Source organism: Actinomyces sp. HMSC075C01 (assembly GCF_001812965.1).
Taxonomy (GTDB): domain Bacteria; phylum Actinomycetota; class Actinomycetes; order Actinomycetales; family Actinomycetaceae; genus Actinomyces; species Actinomyces acetigenes.
In genome coordinates this window covers 1-25,360 of record NZ_KV810987.1, presented here as the reverse complement: position 1 = coordinate 25,360, position 25,360 = coordinate 1, and the positions used below count along the sequence as shown (strand labels likewise).

The following is a 25,360-nucleotide window of genomic DNA, read 5'->3' as shown; positions in this document are numbered from 1 at the left end:
GCGGTACGCACCACGCCTGACCAGTTCAGCCCCGCCCTCGTGGAGTACTGGCGGACGCCGACCGCCGCACCTATGACAGAGCCACCAAGCCCTGGGGGCTCAGCGGGCCGGTTCGGCGTCGAGCGGAACCCACGGGTCGGGCTGGTGGGTGATGCGGTTGCGCACATCCCGGCGCACGAGCTCAATCGACCACAACCAGATGACGTGCCCCAGCGCCTCGGAGAAGTGCTCCGCCCAGGTCTGCCCACCGTCGACCCACGGGAAGGGCGAGGGGACCGTGCCCGTCAGCGGCATGAGCACCAGGTGCGCCCCCACCCACACGAGCAGACCGAAGGCGGCCCCCTGCCACAGCGTGATCGACTTGTAGTACTCCGCCATGACGCAGTAGAAGACGGCGAAGACGATCGCGAAGCTGAAGTGGATGATGAAGGAGTAGATCGGCAGCCCCTCGTTGCCGTTGAAGGTGACGCCGGTGTGGGACTGCTCCGGGCTCATCCCCAGCTGCTCCAGGAGCTGCTGGGGCGGGTTGGTGGCGTTGCGCTCCGGGGTGCGGGGCGGGAAGGGGACCTCCCAGCCGAACTTGACGATGGCGGAGAAGAAGCCTCCGATGATGCCGACGACGATCGCGGTTCCGACCCGACGCCGCGTCGGGTCGGTCCTCCTCAGCAGGGTGGACAGCATGGGTGTCTCCAGAGGTTGAGAACATGCGCGGGAACCGGGTCGGTGGACGGCTTGCAGATCGAACGGTGTCTTAGTCGTCCGTTGTCCACCGACCCGGCCTCCCGGAAGCCTGGCATGGGAGGAGGCCGGGCCGCAACGTTGCCATCATCCCCTCCGGCCGCCTCCGCTGCGCCGAGGCACGGCCGAGGCTCGGCCGAGGCGCCGAACCGTGGAGAAAAGCCGGCGAGGGCCTCGCCGCAGCCGGTGCTGCCGCGAGGCCCTCGCCAGACGGGTCGTGCAGGTCTGCCGGCTCAGTTGCCGCCGCCCTGCTGGCCACCCTGCTGGGTGCCGGCGCTGCTGTCTGCACCGCCCTGCTGCTGGCCACCCTGCTGTCCGGGCTGCTGGCCTCCCTGGTGCTGGCCGCCGGGCTGGTTGTCGCCCTGAATGGAGCCACCCTGCTGCTGGCCGCCCTGCTGGCCACCGGGCTGGTTGTCGCCGCCAGGCTGCTGGCCGCCCTGCTGGGTGCCGGCGCTGCTGTCCGCACCGCCCTGCTGCTGGCCGCCCTGCTGGTTGTCGCCGCCGGGCTGCTGGCCCTGAGAGACGGTGGGGTGAGCGCTTCCGCCGTTGGTGCCACCGGTCGTCTTGCTGCCAGCGCTGGGCGTGGCGGCCCCACCGTCGCTGGTCTTGCCCGCGGTCTGGTTGGTGGCGGGAGTGGTCGAGTCGCTCGAACCGGAGCCCGAGCAGGCCGCCAGACCGAGTCCGGCGGTGACGATGAGGAGCGAGGTGGCGAGGGTCTTGGCACGTGTAGCGGTGAATCGCATGAGATCTCCTATGCGCTTGCTGGTGCAGTATCAGTGCGGGATGGCCCGCTCTTGCGGGTCCGGAGACGCCGTCGTCCATGGAGCTCGAGGAAGAGCTCGACGACGCCCGTCACGAGTGATGATCGTCATAGACGGCTATGCGGTTGTTCGACAATCCCCGTTGCCGGTGGCTCCGAACCTCTTTCGAGACTAGCAACAAGAAACTGACCGAAAGGGTGAAGTATCGTGACAACCGTCTCGAGTCTGGTGGTCATCGGGCTGCTGGGAGGGCTCATCACGGGTATCTCCCCGTGTGTTCTTCCCGTGCTCCCCGTCATCCTCCTCTCCGCAGGAGCACAGGGCGCACGCGGTGATGGCGGCGATGAGAAGGGGGGTGACGGCGGCTTCGCCTCCCGCTTCCACCCCTACCTCGTGGTAACCGGCCTTGTGATCAGTTTCACGGTCTTCACGCTCCTCGGATCGACCCTGCTCAGCCTGCTCCACCTGCCGCAGGACCTCATCCGCTGGATTGGCATCGTCATGCTCGCCCTGATCGGCCTGGGCATGATGGTCCCGAAGGTCATGGAGATCCTGGAACGTCCCTTCGCGCGCTTCCAGCGCTTCGGCGGCTCGAAGAACCCCTCCAACGGCTTCCTTCTGGGCCTGGTTCTGGGGGCCGCGTACGTGCCCTGCGCGGGCCCGGTTCTGGCGGCCGTCGCCGTCGCGGGCGCCACCGGGAGGATCGGTGCCGATACCGTCGCCCTGGCCGTGTCCTTCGCCGTCGGCACGGCGATCCCGTTGCTGGCCTTCGCCCTGGCCGGACGCGGTATCACGGAGAGGATTCAGGCCTTCCGCACCCGCCAGCGAGCCATCCGCGTCACCGCCGGCGTCGTCATGCTCGGGCTGGCCGTGGCCCTGGTCCTGGACGTCCCGGCCGCGCTCCAGCGCCGCCTGCCCGACTACACGGCCTCCCTTCAGGCCCGCACCGACGACCTTCTCCACGGTGACTCCTCCTCCGGCCCCTGCCGCCCCGGAGCCGCCACTCTCGGTGACTGCGGCCCCCTTCCCGCCATCGACGGCGCAGTGGCCTGGATCAACACGCCCGGCGACCAGCCCCTGACCCAGCAGAGCCGCGCCGGCAAGGTCACCCTGGTCGACTTCTTCGCATACTCGTGCATCAACTGCCAGCGCTCGGTCCCCGGCATCGAGAAGCTCTACGAGACCTATGCGGCCTCCGGCCTGCAGGTGATCGGCGTCCACTCCCCGGAGTACGCCTTCGAGAAGGAGGTGGACAACGTGCGCGGCGGCGTCAAGCGCCTCGGCATCACCTACCCCGTGGCCGTCGACTCCAACCTGACCACCTGGACCAACTTCGACAACCACTACTGGCCCGCCCACTACCTGGCCGACGCCCAGGGCAACGTCCGCCAGACCCATGTCGGAGAAGGCGGGGAGGCGGCCACGGAGAAGCTCGTCCGCGAGCTGCTCATGCAGGCCAACCCGAAGGTGACCCTCCCCGCCCCCGTCTTCTCCGAGGCGAAGGACGACGCCGGCACGAACAGCCCCCGCACCCCCGAGACCTACCTGGGCTCGGACCGGGCCTCCGGCTTCGCCCAGGGAACCCTCCAGAAGGGACAGCACACCTTCTCCTTCCCCTCCAGCCTCCAGGCCGACACCTTCGCCCTGGACGGCACGTGGACAGTGGAGCCGCAGTCCATCACCCCGACCGAGGGCAAGGGCCGCCTGCGCCTGTCCTACCGCGGCAAGCAGGTCAACCTCGTCGTCTCCGGCGAGGGGGACCTGACCTGGACGGTCAACGGGAAGACCCGCACCACCCACGTCTCCGGCGTGCCCAACGGGATGGAGCTGGTCCACACCGAGGAAGTGGGCTCCGGTGAGCTCGAGCTGGAGGCCTCGCCCGGACTGCAGCTCTACTCCTTCACCTTCGGGTGACCCGGCGGTGAGAGCGGAAGTGACGCAGGAGACGGTGCGATGAGCCTGGCCACGCTGGAGGCGCGGAACGGGACGCGCACCGCCTCCGCCCGTGCACTCGCCTACCATTCCCCTGTGACAAGCAGCAGTTCCGCAGGCTCTGAGGGGGAGTGGATCGCGCAGGTGGCCGACGGCGACGCCGACGCCTTCGCCCGCCTCTACGACGCCTGGTCCTCCCGGCTGTTCGCCCTGATCCTCCAGATCGTCGTCGACCGCGCCCAGAGCGAGGAGGTCCTCCAGGAGGTCTTCCTCGAGGTGTGGCGCACGGCCGGCTCCTACTCCCCGGCGCGGGGCAGCGTCCGGGCCTGGCTGGTGACCATGGCCAGGCGCCGGGCCATCGACCGGGTCCGCTCCTCCCAGTCCTCCCGGGAGCGGGAGAGCCGCTGGCATGACTACATGCCCGACGTCGACCTGACGGTCCAGCAGGTCGAGGACAGACTCGTGGGCGAGCAGGTGCACCGGGCGCTCGAGGCGGTGGGGGAGCCCTACCGCTCCACCATCGAGCTCGCCTACTTCACGGGCCTGACCCACCGTGAGATCGCCCGCCGCACGAACACACCGCTGGGAACGGTCAAAACCCGCATCAGGGACGGAATGGCACGGTTACGACGAGAGCTGGGGGTGCAGTCATGAGCGACCGCGATAAGACTCACGAGGACGCCATCAACGGCGAGGCCGATGCGCAGGGCGTCGAGGGGCTCGACGGCGCGCAGGAGCGTGACGTGGTCGAGCTCTTCGACGACGAGCTCGACTCGGAGGCGGCCGCCCTGCTGGGTGCCTCGCTGCGGCCCGTGGACCCGCCGGCCGCGATCCGCTCCTCCCTTCTGGAGACCATTGCGCGCGAGCCTCAGACGGAACGCGTCGACCAGGCCGAGGACACCGCGGAGGAGGACGCCGGCGACCGCGACGCTGTCGGCGGCAGCAACAGTGACAGCGACGGTGACGGCGACTCGGCGGGCTCCTCGGTCGTCAGCCTCGATGCGCGCCGTCGCCGCTCCGCCTGGCGCACCGGCCTGCTGCGGGCGGCCGCGGCCGTGGTCCTGCTCGGCGTCGGCATCGGCGTGGGACGCTGGAGCGCGCGGGGCGCGGTCGATGAGGCCATGGACTCCATGGCGAGCACCATGGCGTCGACCCAGCACTACGCCCACCTCAACCAGGCCCAGGACGTCCAACGGGTAACCGACACGATGCCCGACGGGCACATCGCGACCCTCACCTGGTCCCGGGACATGAGCATGACCGCGCTGACCCTGCCGGCCGCCATGAAGGAGTCCGCTGGTGGGCGCAGCCTCCAGGTCTGGCTCAAGGAGGGGGAGACGACCACCTCACTGGGCGTCTACGACCCCCGGGACGGGGCCGGCTTCTCCTTCCTGGACATCATGCCCAAGCCCGGCCAGCAGATCGTCATCACCATGGAGCCGGCCGGCGGATCGGCCCAGCCGACGACGCCGCCCCTGGTCACCCTGCGAGTGAGTGAGGACGCCGGCCATGCCGGCACCGCGACCGGCTCACCGAGCCCCGCACCCTCGGCCGACCCCACCGGGGACTCCGCCTAACGGCGGACCGAGGGGGCGCGGCGAGGCGGCACAAGCACCCGAATCGTGATGTAGATAACAGTAAAGTCACCCTGGGAGGGACGGTCTCGACGCTGACGGACGTCAGTGCCTCTGAGGCGTTTTCCCGTCATTCCGCGGTTTCCTGAGGCTGGGCGGACGTGACGGGTGACGAGGGCGGTCAACGTTGCGATGAGCGGAAAACAATGAGCACTTCTTTTCCCGACTCCGGCGGGAATCGGAGGGGAACTTCGAGGGTGCGAGTTCCTTTCGGAATATTCTCTTCATTCCGGTCCTCGCCACGATTCTGAATGCTCTTGGGATATCGCCCCGGAGTCCTCATATGCGGTCGCGCTGACGGCTCATGGTCAGAAATGGTCAGAAGTAGTACGGGAAGGATGACCAGTCGGGGGTGCGGCGCTGAAGGAATGCGTCGCGCCCCTCCACGGCCTCGTCAGTCATGTAGGCCAGGCGTGTGGCCTCGCCGGCGAAGACCTGCTGGCCGGCCAGGCCGTCGTCGGCCAGGTTGAAGGCGAGCTTGAGCATGCGGATGGCCTGCGGGGACTTGCCCGCCACCGTGGCCGCGTACTCCAGGGCCCGTTCCTCGAGCTCGGCGTGGGGGACCGCCTCATTGACGACGCCCCAGCGCTCGGCGGTGACGGCGTCGTAGGTGCGGGCCAGGAAGAAGATCTCGCGGGCCCGCTTGTCCCCGACCTGCCGGGCCAGGAGCGCGGAGCCGTAGCCGGCGTCGAAGCTGCCGACATCGGCGTCGGTCTGCTTGAAGCGCGCGTGCTCGATCGAGGCCAGCGACAGGTCGCACACGACGTTGAGACTGTGACCGCCACCGGCGGCCCAGCCCGGGACGGCGGCGATGACCGCCTTGGGCATGGTGCGGATGAGGCGCTGAACCTCCAGGATGTGGAGCCGGCCGGCCCGTGCGGTGTCGAGGCGGGCCTGGGCGGCGGCGACGTCGGCCTCGTGGCTGTAGGCGCGGTCCTCAGACTCCCCTGCGGCAGTCGAGTCCTCCTGCTCGTAGCGGTAGCCGTCCCGGCCGCGGATGCGCTGGTCGCCGCCGGAGGAGAAGGCCCAGCCGCCGTCGCGCGGGGAGGGGCCGTTGCCGGTGAGGATGACGGCGCCGACGTCGCCGCTCATGCGCGCGTGGTCCAGGACCCGGTAGAGCTCGTCGACGGTGCGGGGGCGGAAGGCGTTACGCACCTCGGGCCGGTTGAAAGCCACCCGGGCTACCGGCAGGTCCCGGAGCCAGGCGCCGTCCTCGCCCCGGACGCAGCCCCTGTGGTAGGTGATGTCCGTGAGAGCCTGCGCCCGCTGCTGGGAGGGGTCCGCGCCGGCCTCGGCGTGGGGGAAACCGGACACCTCCCGCCAGCGGGCGGGGGAGAAGATCTCTGAGACTCGGCGCGGCAACGGGTGGGCGGAGGTGGCGTTCATGGCCTCAGCGTAGGGCCACCGGGGCTCGACCCCACCCCTGGGTGCCGGTGCGGTCGCCGTGGCCCCTAGTTCCCCAGGGCCGCGGCGATGAGCTCGGTGCGCGAGGTGTGGCCGAGGCGGTGGAGGACCTCGGAGACGTAGATGCGCACGGTGTTCTCAGAGATGCCGAGCTTGCGGGCGATGCGCCGGTTGGTCAGCCCCTCCAGGAGGCAGGTGTAGATGTCTCTCAGGCGGGGCGGCAGCTCATTGACCAGCTCCTGGATACGGGCCTCCGCGGTGGCGCGCTTCTGCTCGGACTGGTAGGCGCTGACAAGCATCTTCGTGGGGCGTGAGGACATGACGGGCTCGCCACGGCTGGCGCGCAGCAGCGCCGCAGCGACGTTCTCGGTGCTCTCGTCCTTGGTGATGAAGCCATTGACGCCCTCCGCCAGGGCCTCGGCGAGCATCTCGTCACGGCTGAAGACGGTGAACATGACAATGGGCATCCTGGGGAAGCGCTCATAGATCGCTCTCGCGGTCTGGGCGCCATCCATCTCCGGCATGTCGCTGTCCAGCAGGACGACGTCGATCGGCTGCTGCCCGGTCATGAGCAGACTGATGGCCTGCCGTCCGCCGGAGGCGGCGGCGACGACGGTAATGGCCCGCTGCGAATCGAGCTGTTCGGCGAAGGTGGTGCGAATGAGCGGGTCGTCATCAACGATGAGGACTCGCAGGGAACGCAGGGTGTGACTAGGCATAAGCGGCTCCGTCCGGTGGCGACATGAGGGATCTCGCATTAGTGGTTGGTGTGGCGATCTCGTTCCAGGGAAGACTGGCGAGAACGGTCCAGGAGGCTCCGATCCGGTTCGAGCTCAAGGAACCCCCGGCATTCTCGAACCGGTCTTGGAGGGCCCATAAACCGTACCCCCCGTGCATCTCCTCGGGCACCTTCTGATCATGCCAGGGCGAGCTGAAGCTGATGAAAAGGGTGTCCTGCTCCTGCTCCACGAAGAGGGAGACAAGGTCGCGGGGGAAGTTGTACTTGAGGGCGTTGAGGGTGTTCTCGCGGATGAAGGCGACCAGGAGCCGGCCGAGCTCGGAGCGGTGCAGCGCCGGAATCCTCTCGATGCCGTCGAGGTCGGCGTCCAGAACGATCTCGCGCTGCGCCAGCGTGGAGACGCTGGAGTCGACGATCTCCTGAAGGGTGGGCTCCTCCTTGGGTGGCCCCTGGGAGACGGCGAGGTTGTGGATGAGCAGGCGCAGGTGGGCGAGGGCCTGCTGGGTCCGGTCCTGCAGGTCGAGGACGCGGTCGCGGTCATCGCCGAGGGGGAGCCTGATGGAGCGGGAGATGATGAGCACGCGGGTGAGGTCGGCTGCCAGGTCGTCATGGAGGCTGTCGGCGATATCGCGGCGCAGCTGCTGAATGAGCTCGGCAGCAATCTCCTTGGAACGCTCCGCCTCCCGCTGCATCTCCTCCAAACGGTCTTTGGTATTGCGGATCAGCACTCCGAGGGAGGCGAACAGGGTTCCCCAGAATACTGTCCAGACTGCCACGGGAAGGAAAGGGATCCCTGCAATGAGTTGCGCCAGAAAGAATATGGAGAGCTGGACAAGAGCGAGTTTGGGCTTCCTGGCTGCTATGAGATCGGCAACTATTGCGTATACGAGAATCCATGCCCATGATAGCTGTGATGCTGATGCATAAAAGACGATGAGGAGTGTGGCGGAAAAAGGGAATATCCCGAGTCGTCGATCTTTTGCGTAGACATACGGAAGGAATGAGAGTATCTGAAAGATTTCCCCAATAATGATAGAGCTTATATTGGCTCTTAAAGTGAGGTAAGTGTAAGTGTCTAGGAGAATGAGGGAGACTATAACTGAAATGAGGATAGCTCTCCTCAATCGTGGCAAAAACCTCTGGTGTCGCATCCAGAGTCGTGATAGGAAGCTATCGTTCTGCATGGTCCTTGAGGTGAGTGCTGAGGGTATATCTCGAATGCTTGGCGGTGGAAAAATGCTGTCACCCCTAAGGGGCGAGCTTAGGGGTGACAGCGCGTGAAGTTATCAGGAGTACCAGCGGTTCATCTTCCAGTCACACCAAGCACTGGGGGGAAAGATGCACCAGTCGGGACGGGGCCTCAGGAAGGCGCTTGCTGAGTCGTCGTGTCGCGCGGGGGTGGTGGCTGGCGCGGCGCTGGCCGGCGCGGCGAAGCCCGCCAGGAGCAGGGCGACAAGGGAGATGCGGACAACAGATTTCATGGAGTGAACTCCTGTCTCAAGGGGGTGTTATGAACAATTTATCTTACCATTCCAGTGGTTCGCGCCAACTGCGTTCTTCGCCGTCCCGGTTGATTCTTCGCTCAACAGAACCAGCCGATGGCGGGCGACGGCGGGGGCGGACCATTCCTGCCGGCGGCCGGGCGGAGACACCCCTGACCTCCGACTACGCTGTGCCCATGACACAGACCGGTGCGACCGCCAGCCGTCCCTTCGTTTCCGTGGCCGAGGGCGGGGGGCGAATCGACTCCGAGACCGGTGCCCTGCGTGAGGTGATCGTCCACCGTCCCGGCGGGGAGATCGCCCGCCTGACCCCCATCAACGCCGACTCCCTGCTCTTCGACGACGCCCTCAACGTCCCCCGGGCCCAGGCCGAGCACGACGCCTTCACCGCGATCCTGCGCTCCGAGGGCGTCATCGTCCACGACTTCCGCGAGCTGTTCACCGAGGTCCTGGCCGTCCCCGAGGCCCGCCGGCTGGTCCTGGACGAGGCCGTCGGCCCCGACGTCGTCGGCGTCTCCGCCTCCGAGCTGCTCATCGACTACTTCCAGTCCCTGCCCGACGCTGACCTCGCCGAGGTGCTCCTGGGCGGCATCACCCGCACCGAGCTGCGCGAGCGCCTCAGCTCCTCCGAGGGGCGCGACCTGTTCTCCTCCACCTACCTGTCCACCCTGGAGGGGCCGTTCGTCGTCACCCCCCTGCCCAACCTGCTCTTCACCCGCGACGCGTCGGCCTGGCTCTACGGCGGGGTCTCGGTCAACTCCATGGCCCTGGAGCCGCGCCGTCGTGAGGCCATCGGCTACGAGGCCGTCTACCGCCACCACCCGGCCTTCGGCCCGCGCCTGGCCGAGCTCGCCGGCTCCGACGGCCCGGAGGCCCGCCTGTGGCGCGAGGAAGGGCGGGTCTCGGCCGCCTCGACCATCGAGGGCGGCGACTTCCAGATCCTGGGCAACCGGACCCTCGTCATGGGCCTGACCCACCGCTCCACCGCCGCGGGCGTGGAGCGCCTGGCCTCCCAGCTCTTCGCCTCCGGCGTGGCCGACCGGGTCATCGGCGTCCACATGCCCGACGCCGCCTTCTACACCCAGCTCGAGGCCGTCATGCACCTGGACACCCTCATGACGATGGTCAGCCCCGACACCTACCTGCGCTTCCCCGGCTTCACCGAGGTCACCACCGTGGAGATCGAGCCCGCAGCTACCGGGCGGTCCCTCCAGGTGACGGTCCACGACGGCTCTCAGATGGATGCGGTCCTCGCCCGCGCCGCCGGCATCGACTCCTTCCGCGTCATCAGCCCCGGCGCCTCCGACGAGGCCGAGGCCCTGCGCGAGCTCGCCCGGGACTCCTGCAACGTCGTGGCCCTGGCCCCCGGGCGTGTCATCGGCTACGCCCACAACCAGCGCGCCAACGACGCCCTGCGCAAGGCCGGCATCGAGGTCGTTGAGACCCCCGGCGTCGAGCTCGTGCGCGGCCGCGGCGGCTCGCACTGCATGACCTGCCCCGTCACCCGCGACGCGGTGTGAACCCGGCCGGTCGGGGCGCTCAGAGCAGCCGGCAGGCCCCCGGCCCCGGCCTGGTGACGATCACTGCGGCCTGCTCGGCGCCCGGCTCGCGGTCCCGGTAGGCCCCGAGCCACTGCGCGGCGAAGGCCTCGGCGTCGTCGGCCCGCACCAGGGCGTACACCGACCCGCCCCACCCGGCGCCGAAGGAGGAGGCGCCGATGGCGCCCGCCTGGCGGGCCAGCGACACCATGAGCCGAGTCTGCGGCACCTGGTTGCACAGGCCGCGGTCGGCCAGCTCCTGGGAGCGGTGGAGGATCTCACCCACGCCCGGGTCGGCCGCGACGATCATCCGGGCGCCGGCGGGAACCAGGACGAGGGACTCGATGAGGAACTGCTCGATCCGCTGTCTCTCGTAGCCGGGCTCGCACAGCCCCAGCAGGTCCTTCAGGGCCGGGTCGCCGGCCGCCTGCTCGCCGGTGGCGTCCCCGACCAGGTGCCTGACCGCACCGGCCAGGGAGGCGTCAGTGCGTCCGGTGGACTCATTCCACCTGGCCAGCACCGCCTGGACGGTGCTCGGCCCGCGGTTGTAGTCCTCCAGGGCCGCACCGGTCTTGTGGGCCAGCACTCCGCTCACGCCGACGACGAGCGCCCACTGGGCGGGGAAGGAGATGGTCTGATCGATGCGCATCGGGTCGAATCCGGCCAGGAGCAGCCGGTCCTGGGCGCCGCACAGCATGCCGGTGTGGTCCTCGCTCCCGCCGCGAGTGCCCACCCCGCTGGTCCCCGGCAGGTCCCGCCACGCCCGTCCGCCCTCCACGGCGGCGAGGTAGCCGGCCAGGGACAGCCGGTCGGGCATCGAATCGATCCACCGGGGATCCTCGTCCCAGCCGTTGAGGGAGGCCAGGGCCAGGGCCGTGGCGCACACCAGCGCGGAGGACGAGCTCATCCCGGAGGCCGGCGGCAGGTCCGAGGAGACGGACAGGTGGGCCGCGGCTCCCGCCCCGAAGTTGAGGGTGAGGCGGTCCAGCACCGTCTGAAGGTAGCGGCCCCAGTGGCCCGGCTCCAGGCCCGGGTCCACCCCGGCGCGCAGGGTGACCGGATCACCGCCGTCCGTGGTGGCGGTCAGGGACCCCGGCGGCCCCGCCACGCGACGCGCCCGCGCCGTGATCGCCCGGTCGACGGCGCCGACCAGGACCGAGCCGCCGGCGTAGTCGGTGTGCTTGCCCAGCACCTCGACGCGCCCGGGCACCCGCCAGGCGGTCTCCTCGGGCGCCTCACTCAACGCCCCGTGCGTCTCCCGGCTCACAGCGACACCTCCGTTTCGGACAGGCGGGCCTCGACCTCGGCGATGTCCTCACGCCGCGACAGGTCCAGGACCCCGCCGGTCGCCGCCAGGACCGAGACCGGGCCGGGCAGGGCGCGCACGGCGTCGACGATCTCCAGCTCGCCGCGCGGTGAGGGGGTGATACGGCGGCAGGCGGCGAAGATCTCCGGGGTGAACCGGAAGGCGTTCATCGACACCGGGGCGTGGGGCCCGGCGGCCCGAACCACCTCCGCGGAGGGCTTCTCCACGATCTCCTCCAGCGCCCCGTCGCGGGCGCGCACGAGGGCGAAGGCGGCGATCCGCTCGGCGGGGATGTTGGACTCGGCCACCAGGGCGGCACGGTCGAAACCGGCCAGGGCGTTGCCCCGGTGGCGGGCCAGGTCGCGCAGCACCTGACGGGGGTAGTAGTTGTCCCCGTTGACCATGAGGAAGGGCTCCCCGCCCACGGCCGCCTCGGCGGACAGGACGGCGTCGGCCGTCCCCAAAGGGTTGACCTGGACGGCCAGGTCGATGGTGAGCCGGGTGAGGTCCAGGGAGTCGATGTGGCGGCGGAAGTCCTCGTGCTCGGGCCCCACGACCAGGACGGCCCGCTCGATCCCGGCGTCGACCAGGGTCGAGAGGCTGTAGTCGATGAGCCGGTGCTCGCCGATGGGCATGAGGGCCTTGTAGCCGCTGGCCGCGGCCGTGGCCTGCTGGGAGGTCAGGCCGGAGCCGGCCGTGCTGCTCGCCCGCATGCGTGTGCCCAGGCCCCGGGCCAGGACGACGGCGACACGGGTGCGCTCCGCCGCGCCGCTCACCGTCTCAGTGATCGCGTCTGTCATGGGTTCCTTCCTCCTGCCCGTCTCAGGCGTCCAGGCCGTAGTGGCTCGCGACGGCGGCCGCGGTGGCCCGGGCCTCGTCACCGGTGGGCATCTCGGCGAAGACCCGCAGGAGCGGCTCGGTGCCCGAGAAGCGGATCGTCACCCAGCCGCCGCAGGTGAAGTAGACCTTGCAGCCGTCCTGCCAGGAGACGCGCTCGACGTCGTGGGTGAAGGCGGGCAGGTCGTGGGCGCTGAAGATGCGCTCCTGAAGCTCGGCGCGCCGCTCGGAGGTGAAGCCGTAGGCGTTCTCCACCATGACGAGCTCACCGTACCGGGCCACGATGTCGGCGTAGAGCTCGGAGAGCCGCTTGCCCGAGGCCGCCACCGCCTCGACCAGCAGGGAGCCGGCGTAGACCCCGTCCTTGCCGGGGATGTGGCCGCGCACGGTCAGGCCCCCGGAGGACTCGCCCCCGATGACGGCCCCGGTCTCAGCCATCTTGGCGCTGATCCACTTGAAGCCGACGGGCACCTCGTAGCAGACCTGCCCGTGGGCCGCCGCGACCCGGTCCAGCAGGTGGGTGGTGGACATGTTGCGCACGGCCGGCCCCGACCAGCCCTTGCGGGTCAGCAGGTAGTCGTAGAGCAGGACCAGGACCTGGTTGGGGGTGAGGTAGGCGCCGGTGTCGTCAATGATGCCCAGGCGGTCCGCGTCCCCGTCGGTGGCGATGCCCAGATCCGCGCCGGACTCGACGACGGCGTTGCGCAGGGTGGTGACCGTCCCCTCGGTGGGTGAGGGCATGCGGCCCCCGAACAGGGGGTCGTGGCGGTCGTGGATGACGTCGACCTGGCAGCGGGCGGTCAGCAGGATCGTCTGCAGGCTCGTCTCGGAGACCCCGAACATCGGGTCCAGCACGATGTGCATGTGGGCGTGGCGGATGGTCTCGGTGTCGAGCTTGTCGATGATGGCGTCCAGGTACCAGTTGATGGAGCGCTGGACGGTGACGAGCTCGCTGGATCGGGCCTCATGGGGCTCGACGCTGCGCACGTCCGCATCCGTCAGGCCCTGCAGGGAGGCGGTGAGCTCGTCGGTGACCTTCAGGTCGGCGTCGCGGCCTCCGGGCAGGAAGATCTTGATGCCGTTGTACAGGGCCGGGTTGTGGGAGGCGGTCACGGCCATCCCGTACGCGGCCCCCAGGCGGCGCACCGTCCACATGGTGGTGGGGGTCGGGGAGGGGCGGTCGATGAGGGTGACCCGGATGCCGTTGCCGACGAGCACCTCGATGGCCCACCAGGCGGCGGTGTCGGACAGGAAGCGCCGGTCGTAGCCGATGACGACGCCCTGTTCGGCCGTGCCCTCCTGCAGGATGCGGTGGGCCAGCCCCTGGGTCAGGAGCCTGACATTGGCGCGGGTGAACTCATCGCCGATCACGGCTCTCCAGCCGCCGGTGCCGAAGTGGATCATGGGGGTTCCTCTGCGGAGGCGCCGTTGCCCGGGACGGGGCGGCGAGGTGGATAGGGGTGGTGAGGGAGGGCGCTGGGGCAGGGGCCTCAGCCCTTGACGGCGCCGGCCGCCAGGCTGGACTGCCAGAAGCGCTGCAGGCCCAGGAACAGCACGATCAGGGGGATGACGCCCAGGAGAGCGCCCTGGAGGAGCGCCCCGTACTGGGGGTTGAAGTAGGTCGACATGCCGTAGAGCCCCAGGGTGACGGGCTTGAGCTCGGCGGAGTTGATGGTCATTAGCGGCAGGAAGAAGTTGTTCCAGGTGGCCACGAAGATGAACAGGAAGATGGTCACCATCGCCGGTGCGAGCAGCCGCAGCACGATGGTGAAGAAGATGCGGACCTCGCTGGCCCCGTCGATGCGGGCGGAGTCGATGATCTCGTTGGGCACCGAGGAGTCGGCGTAGACGCGTCCCAGGAAGACCCCGAAGGGGCTGACCGAGCAAGGCAGGATGATCGACCAGACGGTGTTGGTCAGGTGCACGGCGTCGAGGACCAGGTACAGCGGGATGGTCAGCAGCGCGATGGGCATGAGCAGCCCGGAGAGGATGACGACCTGGACGGCGCCCCGGCCCGCGAACTCGAACTTCGCCAGGCCGTAGCCGGCGGCCACCGACAGGAGCGTGCCCAGCACCCCGGCGACGGTCGAGTAGAGCAGGGAGTTGAGGATCCAGCGCCAGAAGAGCCCCTGGGTCCAGCTCATGAGCGCGCTGTAGTTGGTGGAGAAGCTGTTGCGTCCGGAGAACCACCACCCGGAGGTGGTCAGCAGGTCGGAGTTGGACTTGGTGGAGGAGACGATGAGCCAGTAGACCGGGCCGAGCATGTAGGCCAGGACGATGACCAGGACCGCGATGGTCACGGCCCGTGCGGGCACCGACGGGCGCAGCGAGCGAGGAGTGTCGGTGGGCTTCACTTGTCGATCCTGTTCTGCACGAGGGTGTAGAGGGCGGCCAGGACACCGGCCACCAGGGCGATGAGGACGGAGATCGCCGAGGCCGGCCCCGAGCCGGACGGCGAGAGCGCACCGGTCATCGAGTTGTAGGCCATCATCATCGGCGTGTAGTCCAGCCCCATCCACTGGTTCTGGCTGTACAGGACAGTGGGCTCGTTGAACAGCTGCACCGTCCCGATGATGGAGAGCAGGACCGCCAGCAGCGAGGCCGAACGGACCATGGGGATCTTGATGCGCCGGACGATCTGCCACCCGGTGGCCCCGTCGATGCGGGCGGCCTCGTAGAGCTCACGGGGCACGGACTGCAGCGCCGCCAGGAAGATGAGCATGTTGTACCCGGTGAAGGTCCACGTCGTGATGTTGGCCATCGACCACAGGATGATGCTGCGACCGAAGAAGTCCACCTTGAGGCCCACCAGTCCCAGCAGCTCGTTGATGGGGGAGAAGCTGGGGTTGTACATGTAGAGCCACATGATCGCGGCCACGATCCCGGGGATCGCGTAGGGCAGGAAGAAGCCCAGTCGGAAGACCGTCACCCGCTTGACCAGGAGGGAGTCGAGCACCAGGGCCAGGGCGAGGGCCGCCAGGATCATGACTGGGACCTGGACCACGCCGAACAGCAGGACCCGCCCCAGCCCCTTCCAGAAGGCGGGCTGTCCCGCGGCCTGGACGTTGTTGTCCAGGCCCACGAAGGTGCTCACCTTCTCCCCGCCGCCGTAGAGGTCCGAGCCGGAGGCGACGTCGCGGAAGAAGGATCGGTAAACCGACACCACGATCGGAATGAGGAAGACGACGGCGAACATGGCCAGGAACGGGGCCACGAACCCGATGCCCGCTCGGGCCTCTCTGCGCTTTCGCAGCGAGGTGGTGCGGATGGCGGATGCGCCCGTGGTCGTTGTCGTCGTGCTCATGATGCTCTCACTTCGATCGTGGTGCCGGTGGCTGCCCGTGTCTGCCGGTGGGCTGTGCTCGACCGCCTACTCGGCGACGGGCAGGTTGGCGTCCTTCAGGGAGCTGACCGAGGTCTTCTGGGCCGCCTGGAAGATCTCATCGACCTTGCCGGTCCCCTTCCCAGCCGCCTCGGCGGCCTTGGTCATGGGGTCGGCCAGGGAGGGCCAGGTCGGCATGAAGCCGAACGTGGAGTTCACGGCCGCGTTGGCCTTGGTGAACTCGGCGTAGACGTCCTGGCCTCCGAAGAAGGTGGAGATGGTCTGCGGCGTCTTCACCGGGGCCTTCGCAGTCAGGACCAGTCCCTGGGTGGCCAGGTCATCGACCTGGGTGTTGAACCAGTCGTTGAAGGCCATGGCCCCCTCGGGGTTGGAGCAGCCCTTGAGGACGGCCACGCCCGAGCCGCCGTCGGGACCGGACATGGCCTTGTCACCGAAGGCGGGCAGCTGGGCGACCGCCCAGGACCCGGCATTGGGGGAGTCCTTCATGGTGTCGGCCAGGAGCGCGCCCTCCCAGGCGGCCCCGATGGTGCCGATGAGCTGCTGGTCGACCAGCGCCTTGCCGAAGGAGTCGTCCCAGCGGTTGGCCACGAGCGCCGACTTGGAGTCCAGGATCCCCTGCCAGAAGGAGGAGACCTTGGCGGTCTCGGGGCTGGAGACGTTGACCTTCCACTTGTCGTTCTCAGCGCTGAACCACTGGGCGCCGGCCGCGGCCGCCTGGCCCGCCAGGGTGTTGGGGGCTTCGTCGGGCTCGAAGGCCAGGGCGTACTTGCCCTGCTCGGCCGCCTTCTTGGCGACCTCGGCCATCTCGGCGCTCGTCGTGGGCACCTTCAGCCCGAGCTGGTCGAAGGCGGCCTTGTTGTAGAAGTAGACCAGCGGGCCGGAGTCCTGCGGCAGGCCGACGACGGTCTTGCCCACGGTCATCAGTGACATCGAGCCCTCGGAGAAGTGCTCCTTGTACTTCTCGGCCTGGGCGGAGACGTCGGTGAGCAGGCCGGAGGTGTAGAGCTTGGGGATCTCGGCGTAGCCGACCTGGGCCAGGCAGGGGCCGGTTCCGGCCTTGACGTCGTTCTCCAGCTTGACGTTCATGTCCGCGGCCTTGCCGTCGAACTTGGTGGCCTCGACCTTCATGTCGGGGTGCGCGGCGTTCCAGCGGGCCACGATGTCGTTGACCTTCGTCATCCCCTCGCCGTCGGGCAGGCGGTGCAGGTAGTGGATGACGCCGCCGGAGGAGGCCGATCCGGATGAGCCGGTCGTGGCCGAGCAGCCGGCGGCGAGCATCGCGAAGGCGAGCAGCGAGGCGGTCAGTGCGTGTTTCTTCATGGGAGTTTCCTTCTTCGTCATTGAAAAGGCCCGGCGTCTGCCGGAAGGAGTGGGGGCGCGGCGGGGTGGTGACAGGGAGCTGTCGGCGCTGTCGGTGTTGTGGGCGCGCGCCCGTGAGTGGAGCGTGGATATGGAACGGGGGTGCTCACTGCGAGGCAGCGGTGAGCCACTGGTGCCCTCCTTCCTCCAGACGGACCGTCCGGGGGCCCTGGGGCGTCGGCACCGTCGTGGTGACGGGCTCCAGGGAGTTGTTGATGACGAGGGTGGTCCGGCGATCGGGGTAGGCAGCCACCTCCACCCTGGGGTCGAGGGCCGCCCAGGCGGAGAACTCCTCCTGGCACTCTGCGGCCCAGAAGATGGCCCGGTGCAGCAGCCGGGAGTTCTGGGCGCTGTAGGGCAGTCCCGTGGCGTAGACCGCCCGGCCCCTCCCCAGCTCGTGGGCCGCGAGGCGGACCTGGCCGTCCGCGGCGTCGAGCACCCGGGTGGCGGGACTGGTGACGACGATGTCGGGGGTGCCCTCGCCGTCGTCGAGGCCGCCGGTCAGGTCCCGGGTGATGAAGTGCTCCTCCACCTCAGGCGCACGACGGCGCGTGCTCAGACCCCAGCCGATCTCCCGGTCCACTCCCAGGACATCGGCGAGCTGGAAGGTGACCCCGTGGGCGGGGTGGGCGCTGGGAGCCCCGACCCCGATGAGGCCGCCGCCGGCGGCCACGAAGGAGCTGACCTGGGCCACCAGCTCGGCATCCGCCCACTGCTCGCCCCCGGAGAAGGCGGTGCCCTCGGCGCCGGCGCAGATGAGGACCTTCACCTCCGGGGCCAGGCCGGCGCGCACGTCGTCGAAGGACAGGAACTCCACGTCCACCGGCAGTCCCGACAGCGCCTCGAGGACCCCCAGGTAGGTGTAGGTCTGGCGGTACCACAGGGCGTGCGCGACCATATGCGTCATCCAGGAGCGCAGGCGGCCCCAGGAGTTGATGACCGCGACCTTGAAGCCGGGGGTCAGCGGACGCAGCCCCGCGGAGCGCTCGTGGATGGCGCGGAACTCCGCGACGATCTGCTCGACGCGGTCGATGAAGTCGGGGTGCTCGACGGCCAGGGACAGGTAACCGCCGTAGCCGATCCGGTCCAGGGGGGGGGAGCGCACGATGGCGCGCCGGGCCTCCAGCCAGCTGCGGTTGGCCTCGGAGACGGGATCGCCCCCCGGGTGGAAGACATCGGGGAAGAAGTACGGCAGGAACCGGCCCTCGGTTTAGCGCACGTGCGGGATGTCGGCGATCATCCGGCAGGTCGCCCCCGATCCGACCGAGCCGACGACGGCGTCCAGGCCGGTGGTGGCGAAGTGCTCGCCGTAGGGCTCGGTGCCGATCCAGTTGTCGCCCAGGAACATCATCGCCTCCTTGCCCTGGGCGTGAACGGCGTCGGTCAGCTCGCGCACCCGGGAGCACACGAAGCGCTGCTGGAAGTCGATCCAGTCGCGGAAGGCGCGGGTGGGAACCCTGAAGGGGGAGTTGTAGTAGCCGGCGTCGACGAAGTCCTCGGCGGTCAAGCAGTAGCCGTACTCCTCCTCGAAGGCCTCCAGGGCCGGGACACTCACCGAGGCGGAGTAGCCGAACCAGTCGACGAAGCGCTCGGTGGCGTCGGCGCCATAGACGAGGGTGAAGTGGTAGAAGAAGGTGGTGAAGCGGACCACGTCCACCTCGGGGTGCTCCGTGAGCCAGGCGCTCAGATGGGCGCGCACGTGAGACCACGTGGCCTCGTGGCGCACGTCGAAGGGCTTCTCCTTGACGCGCGTGGGGTCCTCGTCCCAGCCGTTGGTGAGGTAGTTGTACATCTGGGTGGGGTCCCAGGTCTGGATCGCCAGGAAGCTGACGGTGTAGACGTGCCCGGCGAGGGCCTCGTGCACGGTGACGGTGCGCCCGTCGGCCTCGATGCTCCACGCGGTGGCGGGCAGCTCCTGACCGGTGGTGCGGTCGTGGGCCTGCCACCAGCGCGTCACGTCGCAGCCGGTGTCGGGGCGGACCTGGTCGGCGAACCAGGAGGCCAGCAGGTCGATGCTCACGGGGCCGTCGGCGGTGGCGGCGACCCGGTCGGACATGAGGAAGATCCGGGTGGCCTCCTGCGGGTGGGCGTCGGCCCAGGCGTTGTCGCCGCGGCCCACGAAGTAGGTGGAGTAGACCTTGGTGGCCAGCTCCGAGACGATGCTGGGCAGCTCGGTGCCATCGGAGTTCCGCACGGCGTCGGCGCCCAGGCGGGCGATGAGACGGCGGACCTCCTCATCCATGCCTGTCTGGATCGGCAGGGTGAGGCGTCCCCCCGCCTGAGAGGGGAGCGGCGCCGCGGGCTGGGTCTGGAGAGACATCAGCACTCCTTCGGGCTGAATAGTCTGAACTCCGAACAAACTACAGCATGTGGCGCCCCTTGGCTACTGGCGAGGCGGTCGATAAGCCGGGTGGCGTCTAGCAGGTGGGCCTGATGTCCACCAGGGTGGGGTTGTCGAGCACGGACTCCAGCGCGACCAGAGCCGCCCCGTATGACGAGGCCCACTGGCCCAGGTGGGAGGTCTCCAGCCTCACGGCGGCGCGCTGGTCCAGCAGTCGGTCCTTCAGGATGGAGGCGGTGGGGGAGACGAACACGTCGGCGAAGGCGGCCAGGTACCCCGACAGCACGATCACCTGAGGGTTGAGGACGTCCGCCAGGATCGCCAGGGCGCGTGCCAGTGCCTGCTGGGAGAGCCTCAGCCTCCGGGTGAGCTCGGTATCCCCGGCGTCGAAGCGCTGACGCAGGAGCTCGATGCGCTCATCCAAGGAGGTGGTCTCATCGCGCACCGCGTCGCCCGGCGGGTAGATCGAGGTCAGGGCCTGCAGGCCCGAGCGGGTCTCCCAACAGCCGCGCCGCCCGCAGCGGCACGCCAGGCCCTCGGGCTCCACGGGCATGTGGCCGACCTCGCCGGTCAGGCCCAGCCAGCCGCGCAGGAGGTGGCCGTCGGAGATGATGCCGGCGCCGATCCCCTCACCGCCCGACAGGTAGAGCAGGTTGCGCACCCCGTCCTGCGCGTAGCGCTCATAGGTGGCCACTGCGGCGAGCTTGGCGTCGTTCTCCAGCGTGATGGCGGGGACGCTCCTGCCGGGGCCGATACGGCGGGCGACTGCGTCGCGGACCCGGTCCGCCACGGCGACGTCGTGCCACTCCAGGGCGGAGGAGTAGCGCACGGTGTTGTCGGTGTAGTCGATGATCCCGGGCTGGGCCAGGACGATTCCCGGAACCGTCGTCCCCTGCTGCGTCAGCTGCTCCAGGGCCCGGGACAGCATGGCCGCCACATGCTCGATCATCGTGTCGGGGTGGTGCGCGGCGTCGTCGACGAGCTCGCAGCGGCGCGCGATGACGTCTCCGGTCAGGTCCGCGATGGACAGGAGCAGCGAGGCGCCACTGATCTCCAGGCCGATGCCGGCCGCTGTGCGCGGAGCCGTGCGCAGGCCCGTGCTCGGCCTGCCGACGTTGCCCGACAGGTCCGGTTCCTCCTCGATGAGCAGCCCCCGGGAGCACAGCTCGGCCACGAGGGTCGAGACCGTTGCCTTGGACAGCCCCGTCTCGCGGGCCAGGCGCGTGCGCGACAGTGCGGGACTCGTCTGGAGGTGGCGCAGGATGAGCGACATGTTCGAGATGCGCACGTCGGCATGAGCCTTGGGTCTGTGCGCGCCCGGGCCTCCGAGGGATCCCCAGGGGGCCGGACCGCCCGCCGGGATCCATCCTGCAGCCGGCACGACAGTCTCCTCCTCCATCAGCGCCCCGGGTGGTCCTGCGGACCGCGGGCGTGTCCCTCAGCGTAGTGATTCCACGTGAGGGGGGAGGGGGTTCGGGTGCGCGCCATGTCGTTCCGATGCGGAGCGGAGGGCATCAACGAAGCAAATGTGATTATCAACACATCCTGAGGTGCTAGGGAACTCCGGTTGCGGGTGTGAGCGTTGTTAGTTATGTGCCGCGCTCATGCGCGTGCGGCGCGAGACCGCGGGGGAGCCGCGATGATCGTGGTCATTTCAAGCATTCTCGGTGCTGATGGATGGTCGTGCCTGACCGTGCGCGCCAGGCGAGCCCCGCCCCGCCCTACGGGCGTGGCGCCGGACACGCTCACAGGCGTGTCAAGGCCTGAAGTCCCCTGAATTCGCGGGATTCTGCGCCTACTCAAATTGACCGCGTGAACACTCCGCAGCACCATAAAACGGGTCTGCAGCCGTCATGGGGTCCGGACGCGACTCTCACAACTCGTCTTCCGGACCCTCGCGGCCAGGCCAGGAGCTAGATCGCGAGGAGTGCAGTGAAAGTCATTGAGGCCAACCATGTCTACAAGGTCTTCGGGCGTCGACCGTCCGACGGCGTCAAGAAGCTCAAGGCCGGCAGGACGCGGGACCAGCTGAGGAAGTCGGGACAGACCGCGGCCGTCATCGACACCTCCTTCGACGTCGACAAGGGCGAGATCTTTGTGGTCATGGGCCTGTCGGGCTCCGGGAAGTCCACCCTCATCCGCATGGTCAACGGCCTGTTGCCCATCACGGCCGGCAGCATGACCCTCTACGGTGAGGACCTGGCGCACGTCTCGAAGTCAAAGCTGCGCGAGCTGCGCCGCAAGCGCGTCTCCATGGTCTTCCAGAACTTCGCCCTCCTGCCGCACCGGACAGTGGGGGAGAACGCCGCCTACGGCCTGGAGATCCAGGGTGTGAATCGCTCCGAGCGCGAGCGCCGGGCCACCGAGGCCCTGGCCCTGGTCGGCCTGAAGGGGTGGGGCGGCTACAAGCCCGGGGAGCTCTCGGGCGGTATGCGTCAGCGGGTCGGCCTGGCCCGCGCCCTGGCGGCCGAGACCGACATCCTTCTCATGGACGAGGCCTTCTCCGCGCTCGACCCGCTCATCCGCCGGGAGATGCAGGACCAGCTCATCGACCTGCAGGGCAAGCTCGGCAAGACGATCCTGTTCATCACCCACGACCTCAACGAGGCCATGCGCCTGGGGGACCGCATCGCCATGATGCGCGACGGTCGCGTCGAGCAGGTCGGCACCGCCGAGGAGATCCTGCGCGACCCCGCCTCCGACTACGTCTCACGGTTCGTGGCCGACGTCGACCGCACCCGGGTCCTGACGGCCGGCTCCATCGCAGAGCCCCCGTACGCGGTCCTGGGCTCGGACCGCAGCCCCCGCGCCGCCCACAAGCTCCTGCGCGAGAACCAGCCGCCGTGGCTGCTCGTCCAGAACCGTGACCGCACCCCCTTCGGCTACGTCTGGGAGGACGACGTCGCCCGGGCGGTCAAGGAGGGCTCCGACGCGCTGCCGTTGTCCACGATCCACGAGATGCCGGTCGTGCCGCACTCGACCCCGGTCAACGAGCTGTTCGCCTACGCCGCGCAGCACGCGGCCCCCATCGTCGTCGTCGACGATGACGGACGGATCTCCGGCGTCATTCCGCGCGTCACCCTGTTGGCCGCCATCAGTGAGCAGAACCAGGAGGCCAGCGCCTCCAGCGCCGAGCCGGCCATGGAGCAGACCGATGCACAGGCCGGTAAGGCCAGTGAGACCACCGAGGCCGAAGGAGCCGACGCCTGATGATTCCCGTACAGACTCCTCTTCCCAAGATTCCCCTGGGCACGGCGGTCGAGGTCCTCATTGAGTGGATCCAGGTCCACCTCCACGGCTTCCTCAGCGCGATCTCACGGGTCGGCACCCTGGTCAACGACAACCTTGTGGACCTGCTCCTGGCCGTGCCCCCGTTGCTCATGGTGGTGGTCTTCGTCCTTATCGCCTGGATGGCGAAGTCGTGGAGGCTGGCGGTGGGTACCGCCATCACCTTCCTCATCATCATCTCCCTGGGGCAGTGGGTCAATGCGATGGAGACACTGGTCCTGGTCACCCTGGCGACCCTGACCGCCCTCGTCTTCGCCATCCCCCTGGGGATATGGGCCGCCCGCAACAAGTACGTCAGTATCCTCATCCGCCCGGTCCTCGATCTCATGCAGACGATGCCAGCCTTCGTCTACCTCATCCCCTCGGTGCTGTTCTTCTCCATCGGAGTGGTGCCCGGGATGTTCGCCACGCTCATCTTCGCGATGCCCCCCGGGGTGCGCATGACCGAGCTGGGTATCAAGCAGGTGGACAAGGAGACCGTCGAGGCGGGGCGTTCCTTCGGCGCCACCGACTGGCAGATCCTGCGGGGCATCCAGCTGCCCCTGGCAGTCCCCACCATCATGGCGGGCGTCAACCAGGTCATCATGCTGGCCCTGTCGATGGCCGTCATCGCGGGCATGGTCGGTGCCGACGGCCTGGGGAAGGAGGTCGTCAAGGCACTCGCGACGATCGACATCGCCAAGGGCACCGAGGCGGGGCTGTCCATCGTGTTCCTGGCGATCTACCTGGACCGGGTGACCGCGGCCCTCGGGGCGCCGCGGGAGAAGGGCTCGCTGCTCTCACTCATCAAGAAGCGGTGACCCATGACTCGACGACGCTTTTCCACTTCGCCCTCACCGGCGTCGGGCACGTATCGAAGGAACACCATGCAGACCTCCCGCCGCACCTTCACCGCTGCTCTGGCCTCCTTGGCGGCGGCGGGCGCCCTGTCCGCCTGCGGTAAGGGTTCCGGCGGCGGGGGCAAGCGACTCCGCCTGGGCTTCATCCCCTCCTGGAGCGACGGCCTGTCCATGACCCACCTGCTCAAGACCCAGTTGGAGAAGGCCGGGTACCGGATCAAGTTGACCGACCTGAGTGAAGCGGGGCCTCTCTACGCCGGGCTCAGCCAGGGGGCGGTCGACCTGTATCCCTCGGCGTGGCCGGACGTCACTCACAAGGAGTACATGGACAAGTACCGCACCTTCATCGAGGACCTGGGGACCTACTACGACGCGGCCAAGCTGTGCTGGTCCGTCCCGAACTACTCCTCCATGCAGTCGATCGAGGACATCAAGCCCCACGCCTCGCAGATCGGCAACAAGATCATCGGTATCGAGCCGGGCGCGGGACTGACCAAGGTGTCGCAGGAGGACGTGATCCCCGCCTACGGTTTGGGGGACATGAAGTTCCTGACCTCCTCCACCACCGGGATGCTGGCCGAGCTCAAGAAGGCCGTCGATGCCAAGCAGGAGATCGTCGTGACCCTGTGGCACCCCTTCTGGGCGAACACCACCTATGGCATGCGGGACCTGAAGGATCCCAAGGGCGCGCTCGGTAAGGGGGAGGGGCTTCACTTCCTGGGGCGCGAGGGCTTCGCGCAGGACTACCCGGAGATCGCGACATGGCTCGGCTCCATCAAGATGGATGAAGCCACCTACGGCAGCCTCGAGGACCTCGTCGTCAACACCTACGGTGAGGGCCGGGAGGATGAGGCCGCCATCGCCTGGGCCAAGAAGTACCCGCAGTACGACTTCAAGAAGTCCTGACGCCGGACGGCCGCGGCTTGGGCGGGACCCGTCGGGCGCATGGCGACGGGGCCTGTCAGTCCTCGATGCGGTTGCCGTCCTCGTCGAGGTAGTAGCCCTCGTCATCGATGGGGCGGAAGGTCATCCGGCCGTCGGCGATCTCCTCGGCGAAGTGCTCCCGGGTCATCAGCCGGGTCTGGCGCCCGCGTTCCTTCATCTCCTTGTAGGACATCGGTGTCTTCCACGGCCGATCCACTGCGCAGAAGATGACCAGGAAGGTTGCCCACGTGAGAAGCGTCAGGTGAGTGAGACGGTGCGGTGCGAAGACCATGGCCGCCAGTGCTCCGCTAATGGCCGGGCAGATGAGGGCGGACAGGATCCGCTGCGCGGTACTCATGTCGTTGGTGCGTTGGATGCGCATGGTCAGGCGCATGGATGCCGCATCCAGGGTCTCGTGCACGGCGGTCGCCAGGATGGCGAATCCTGTGATCTGGTCGTAGGTGAGCCCGGCGCGCGTGAGGGCGGACCAGAGGGCCAGCACGACTCCGACTGCGAGTGCGTCGAAGACTCCCAGGAAGACCCTTCCCGCAACCACCGCTGACAGGGGAACGTCCGGCTTCCAGTGCCGGACTGGTGTGCGGGTGACGTCGCGTGTGCTCATATGCCCTTCCCCTGACGCTCCAAGCTCACAGATGACGCTCTCTCACCCTAGCAAGACTGTGACCGTCATCGCAGTTGAGGTCTGTCGAGGTGGAGGGTGCTTGTCGTCTTGACGGCCGGTGGGAGAGTCGCTACCTTTATCAGAGGTAGCTAGGGATGAGACAGTTCCCCGAGCGCCGATTCGAAGAACCCCGCCACGGGCGGGGTTTTTTCGTGGGCAAGGAGACTTATTCACAGAGCTGGCCGACGCCAGC

At 68.5% G+C, this 25,360-nt stretch carries 21 protein-coding genes and 1 pseudogene; 7 read left to right on the top strand and 15 right to left on the bottom strand.

All coding sequences use genetic code 11. The features are described from left to right. Window positions 1–99: 99 nt before the first annotated feature. Window positions 100–681 carry a YagU family protein gene (locus HMPREF2883_RS05785; RefSeq protein WP_070659618.1) on the bottom strand — a complete coding sequence of 194 codons (582 nt, stop codon included), beginning with the start codon at window positions 679–681 and terminating at the stop codon, window positions 100–102. 290 nt (window positions 682–971) lie between these two features. Continuing rightward, window positions 972–1,481, bottom strand: a complete 510-nt coding sequence (locus HMPREF2883_RS05780) for a hypothetical protein (RefSeq protein ID WP_070659616.1) — start codon at window positions 1,479–1,481, stop codon at window positions 972–974. A 225-nt stretch (window positions 1,482–1,706) separates the two neighbouring features. Between HMPREF2883_RS05780 and HMPREF2883_RS05775 the strand changes: the two genes are divergently transcribed. From HMPREF2883_RS05775 to HMPREF2883_RS05765, 3 genes are read left to right on the top strand one after another with little or no spacing between them, the layout of a single operon-like run. Next, complete coding sequence (locus HMPREF2883_RS05775; RefSeq protein WP_070659614.1) at window positions 1,707–3,413, top strand: cytochrome c biogenesis protein CcdA; 1,707 nt, start codon at window positions 1,707–1,709, stop codon at window positions 3,411–3,413. Window positions 3,414–3,452: 39 nt separating this feature from the next. Next, window positions 3,453–4,085 (top strand): sigma-70 family RNA polymerase sigma factor, encoded by a 633-nt coding sequence (locus HMPREF2883_RS05770; protein ID WP_082187393.1) that lies wholly within the window; start codon window positions 3,453–3,455, stop codon window positions 4,083–4,085. Then, complete coding sequence (locus tag HMPREF2883_RS05765; protein WP_070659613.1) at window positions 4,082–5,008, top strand: anti-sigma factor; 927 nt, start codon at window positions 4,082–4,084, stop codon at window positions 5,006–5,008. Before HMPREF2883_RS05770 ends, HMPREF2883_RS05765 begins: the two co-directional genes overlap by 4 nt. 375 nt (window positions 5,009–5,383) lie before the next feature. On the opposite strand, the gene HMPREF2883_RS05760 is transcribed toward HMPREF2883_RS05765, so the two are convergent. The 4 genes from HMPREF2883_RS05760 to HMPREF2883_RS14105 form a co-directional block, all read right to left on the bottom strand. Further along, complete coding sequence (locus HMPREF2883_RS05760; protein ID WP_070659611.1) at window positions 5,384–6,451, bottom strand: 1,4-dihydroxy-2-naphthoyl-CoA synthase; 1,068 nt, start codon at window positions 6,449–6,451, stop codon at window positions 5,384–5,386. A gap of 65 nt (window positions 6,452–6,516) precedes the next feature. After that, window positions 6,517–7,188, bottom strand: coding sequence for a response regulator (locus HMPREF2883_RS05755; RefSeq protein ID WP_070659608.1), 672 nt, complete (start codon window positions 7,186–7,188; stop codon window positions 6,517–6,519). Then, window positions 7,181–7,936 (bottom strand): sensor histidine kinase, encoded by a 756-nt coding sequence (locus HMPREF2883_RS15485; protein WP_256277356.1) that lies wholly within the window; start codon window positions 7,934–7,936, stop codon window positions 7,181–7,183. The genes HMPREF2883_RS05755 and HMPREF2883_RS15485 overlap by 8 nt, the downstream gene beginning before the upstream one ends. Window positions 7,937–8,494: 558 nt before the next feature. Further along, window positions 8,495–8,689, bottom strand: a complete 195-nt coding sequence (locus HMPREF2883_RS14105; RefSeq protein WP_075370932.1) for a hypothetical protein — start codon at window positions 8,687–8,689, stop codon at window positions 8,495–8,497. Between the two features lie 197 nt (window positions 8,690–8,886). Between HMPREF2883_RS14105 and HMPREF2883_RS05745 the strand changes: the two genes are divergently transcribed. Further along, window positions 8,887–10,230, top strand: a complete 1,344-nt coding sequence (locus HMPREF2883_RS05745) for an arginine deiminase (RefSeq protein ID WP_070659604.1) — start codon at window positions 8,887–8,889, stop codon at window positions 10,228–10,230. Between the two features lie 19 nt (window positions 10,231–10,249). Here the strand turns inward: HMPREF2883_RS05745 and HMPREF2883_RS05740 are convergent, their stop codons facing one another. The 8 genes and pseudogenes from HMPREF2883_RS05740 to HMPREF2883_RS05705 form a co-directional block, all read right to left on the bottom strand. Continuing rightward, window positions 10,250–11,515, bottom strand: a complete 1,266-nt coding sequence (locus tag HMPREF2883_RS05740; RefSeq protein ID WP_256277355.1) for a galactokinase family protein — start codon at window positions 11,513–11,515, stop codon at window positions 10,250–10,252. Continuing rightward, the gene (locus HMPREF2883_RS05735; protein ID WP_070659600.1) at window positions 11,512–12,354 is read right to left on the bottom strand and encodes a nucleotidyltransferase family protein; all 843 of its coding nucleotides are present in this window, start codon (window positions 12,352–12,354) and stop codon (window positions 11,512–11,514) included. The genes HMPREF2883_RS05740 and HMPREF2883_RS05735 overlap by 4 nt, the downstream gene beginning before the upstream one ends. A gap of 22 nt (window positions 12,355–12,376) precedes the next feature. Further along, a complete protein-coding gene (locus tag HMPREF2883_RS05730) occupies window positions 12,377–13,795 on the bottom strand; it encodes a phosphoglucomutase/phosphomannomutase family protein (RefSeq protein ID WP_070659598.1) in 1,419 nt (472 codons plus the stop codon). Window positions 13,796–13,881: 86 nt separating this feature from the next. Next, entirely contained in the window at window positions 13,882–14,745 is an 864-nt protein-coding gene (locus HMPREF2883_RS05725) for a carbohydrate ABC transporter permease (protein WP_070659597.1), read from the bottom strand. Next, the gene (locus HMPREF2883_RS05720) at window positions 14,742–15,695 is read right to left on the bottom strand and encodes a carbohydrate ABC transporter permease (protein ID WP_070659595.1); all 954 of its coding nucleotides are present in this window, start codon (window positions 15,693–15,695) and stop codon (window positions 14,742–14,744) included. Before HMPREF2883_RS05720 ends, HMPREF2883_RS05725 begins: the two co-directional genes overlap by 4 nt. Window positions 15,696–15,761: 66 nt before the next feature. Further along, window positions 15,762–17,054, bottom strand: a complete 1,293-nt coding sequence (locus HMPREF2883_RS05715; RefSeq protein ID WP_081384538.1) for an ABC transporter substrate-binding protein — start codon at window positions 17,052–17,054, stop codon at window positions 15,762–15,764. 145 nt (window positions 17,055–17,199) lie between these two features. After that, window positions 17,200–19,413, bottom strand: a pseudogene (gene gnpA, locus HMPREF2883_RS05710) (1,3-beta-galactosyl-N-acetylhexosamine phosphorylase). Between the two features lie 97 nt (window positions 19,414–19,510). After that, on the bottom strand, window positions 19,511–20,722 hold the full coding sequence (locus HMPREF2883_RS05705) for an ROK family transcriptional regulator (RefSeq protein WP_070659893.1): 1,212 nt from the start codon (window positions 20,720–20,722) through the stop codon (window positions 19,511–19,513). Between the two features lie 644 nt (window positions 20,723–21,366). On the opposite strand from HMPREF2883_RS05705, the gene HMPREF2883_RS05700 reads away from it, so the two are divergent. The 3 genes from HMPREF2883_RS05700 (at window position 21,367) to HMPREF2883_RS05690 (ending at window position 24,467) form a co-directional block, all read left to right on the top strand. Then, window positions 21,367–22,644 (top strand): quaternary amine ABC transporter ATP-binding protein, encoded by a 1,278-nt coding sequence (locus tag HMPREF2883_RS05700; protein WP_070659591.1) that lies wholly within the window; start codon window positions 21,367–21,369, stop codon window positions 22,642–22,644. Next, on the top strand, window positions 22,644–23,522 hold the full coding sequence (locus tag HMPREF2883_RS05695; RefSeq protein ID WP_070659589.1) for an ABC transporter permease: 879 nt from the start codon (window positions 22,644–22,646) through the stop codon (window positions 23,520–23,522). Before HMPREF2883_RS05700 ends, HMPREF2883_RS05695 begins: the two co-directional genes overlap by 1 nt. A 66-nt stretch (window positions 23,523–23,588) precedes the next feature. Continuing rightward, entirely contained in the window at window positions 23,589–24,467 is an 879-nt protein-coding gene (locus HMPREF2883_RS05690) for a glycine betaine ABC transporter substrate-binding protein (protein WP_070659588.1), read from the top strand. Window positions 24,468–24,522: 55 nt separating this feature from the next. Here the strand turns inward: HMPREF2883_RS05690 and HMPREF2883_RS05685 are convergent, their stop codons facing one another. Then, window positions 24,523–25,107 carry a hypothetical protein gene (locus HMPREF2883_RS05685; RefSeq protein ID WP_070659586.1) on the bottom strand — a complete coding sequence of 195 codons (585 nt, stop codon included), beginning with the start codon at window positions 25,105–25,107 and terminating at the stop codon, window positions 24,523–24,525. Window positions 25,108–25,360: the final 253 nt, after the last annotated feature.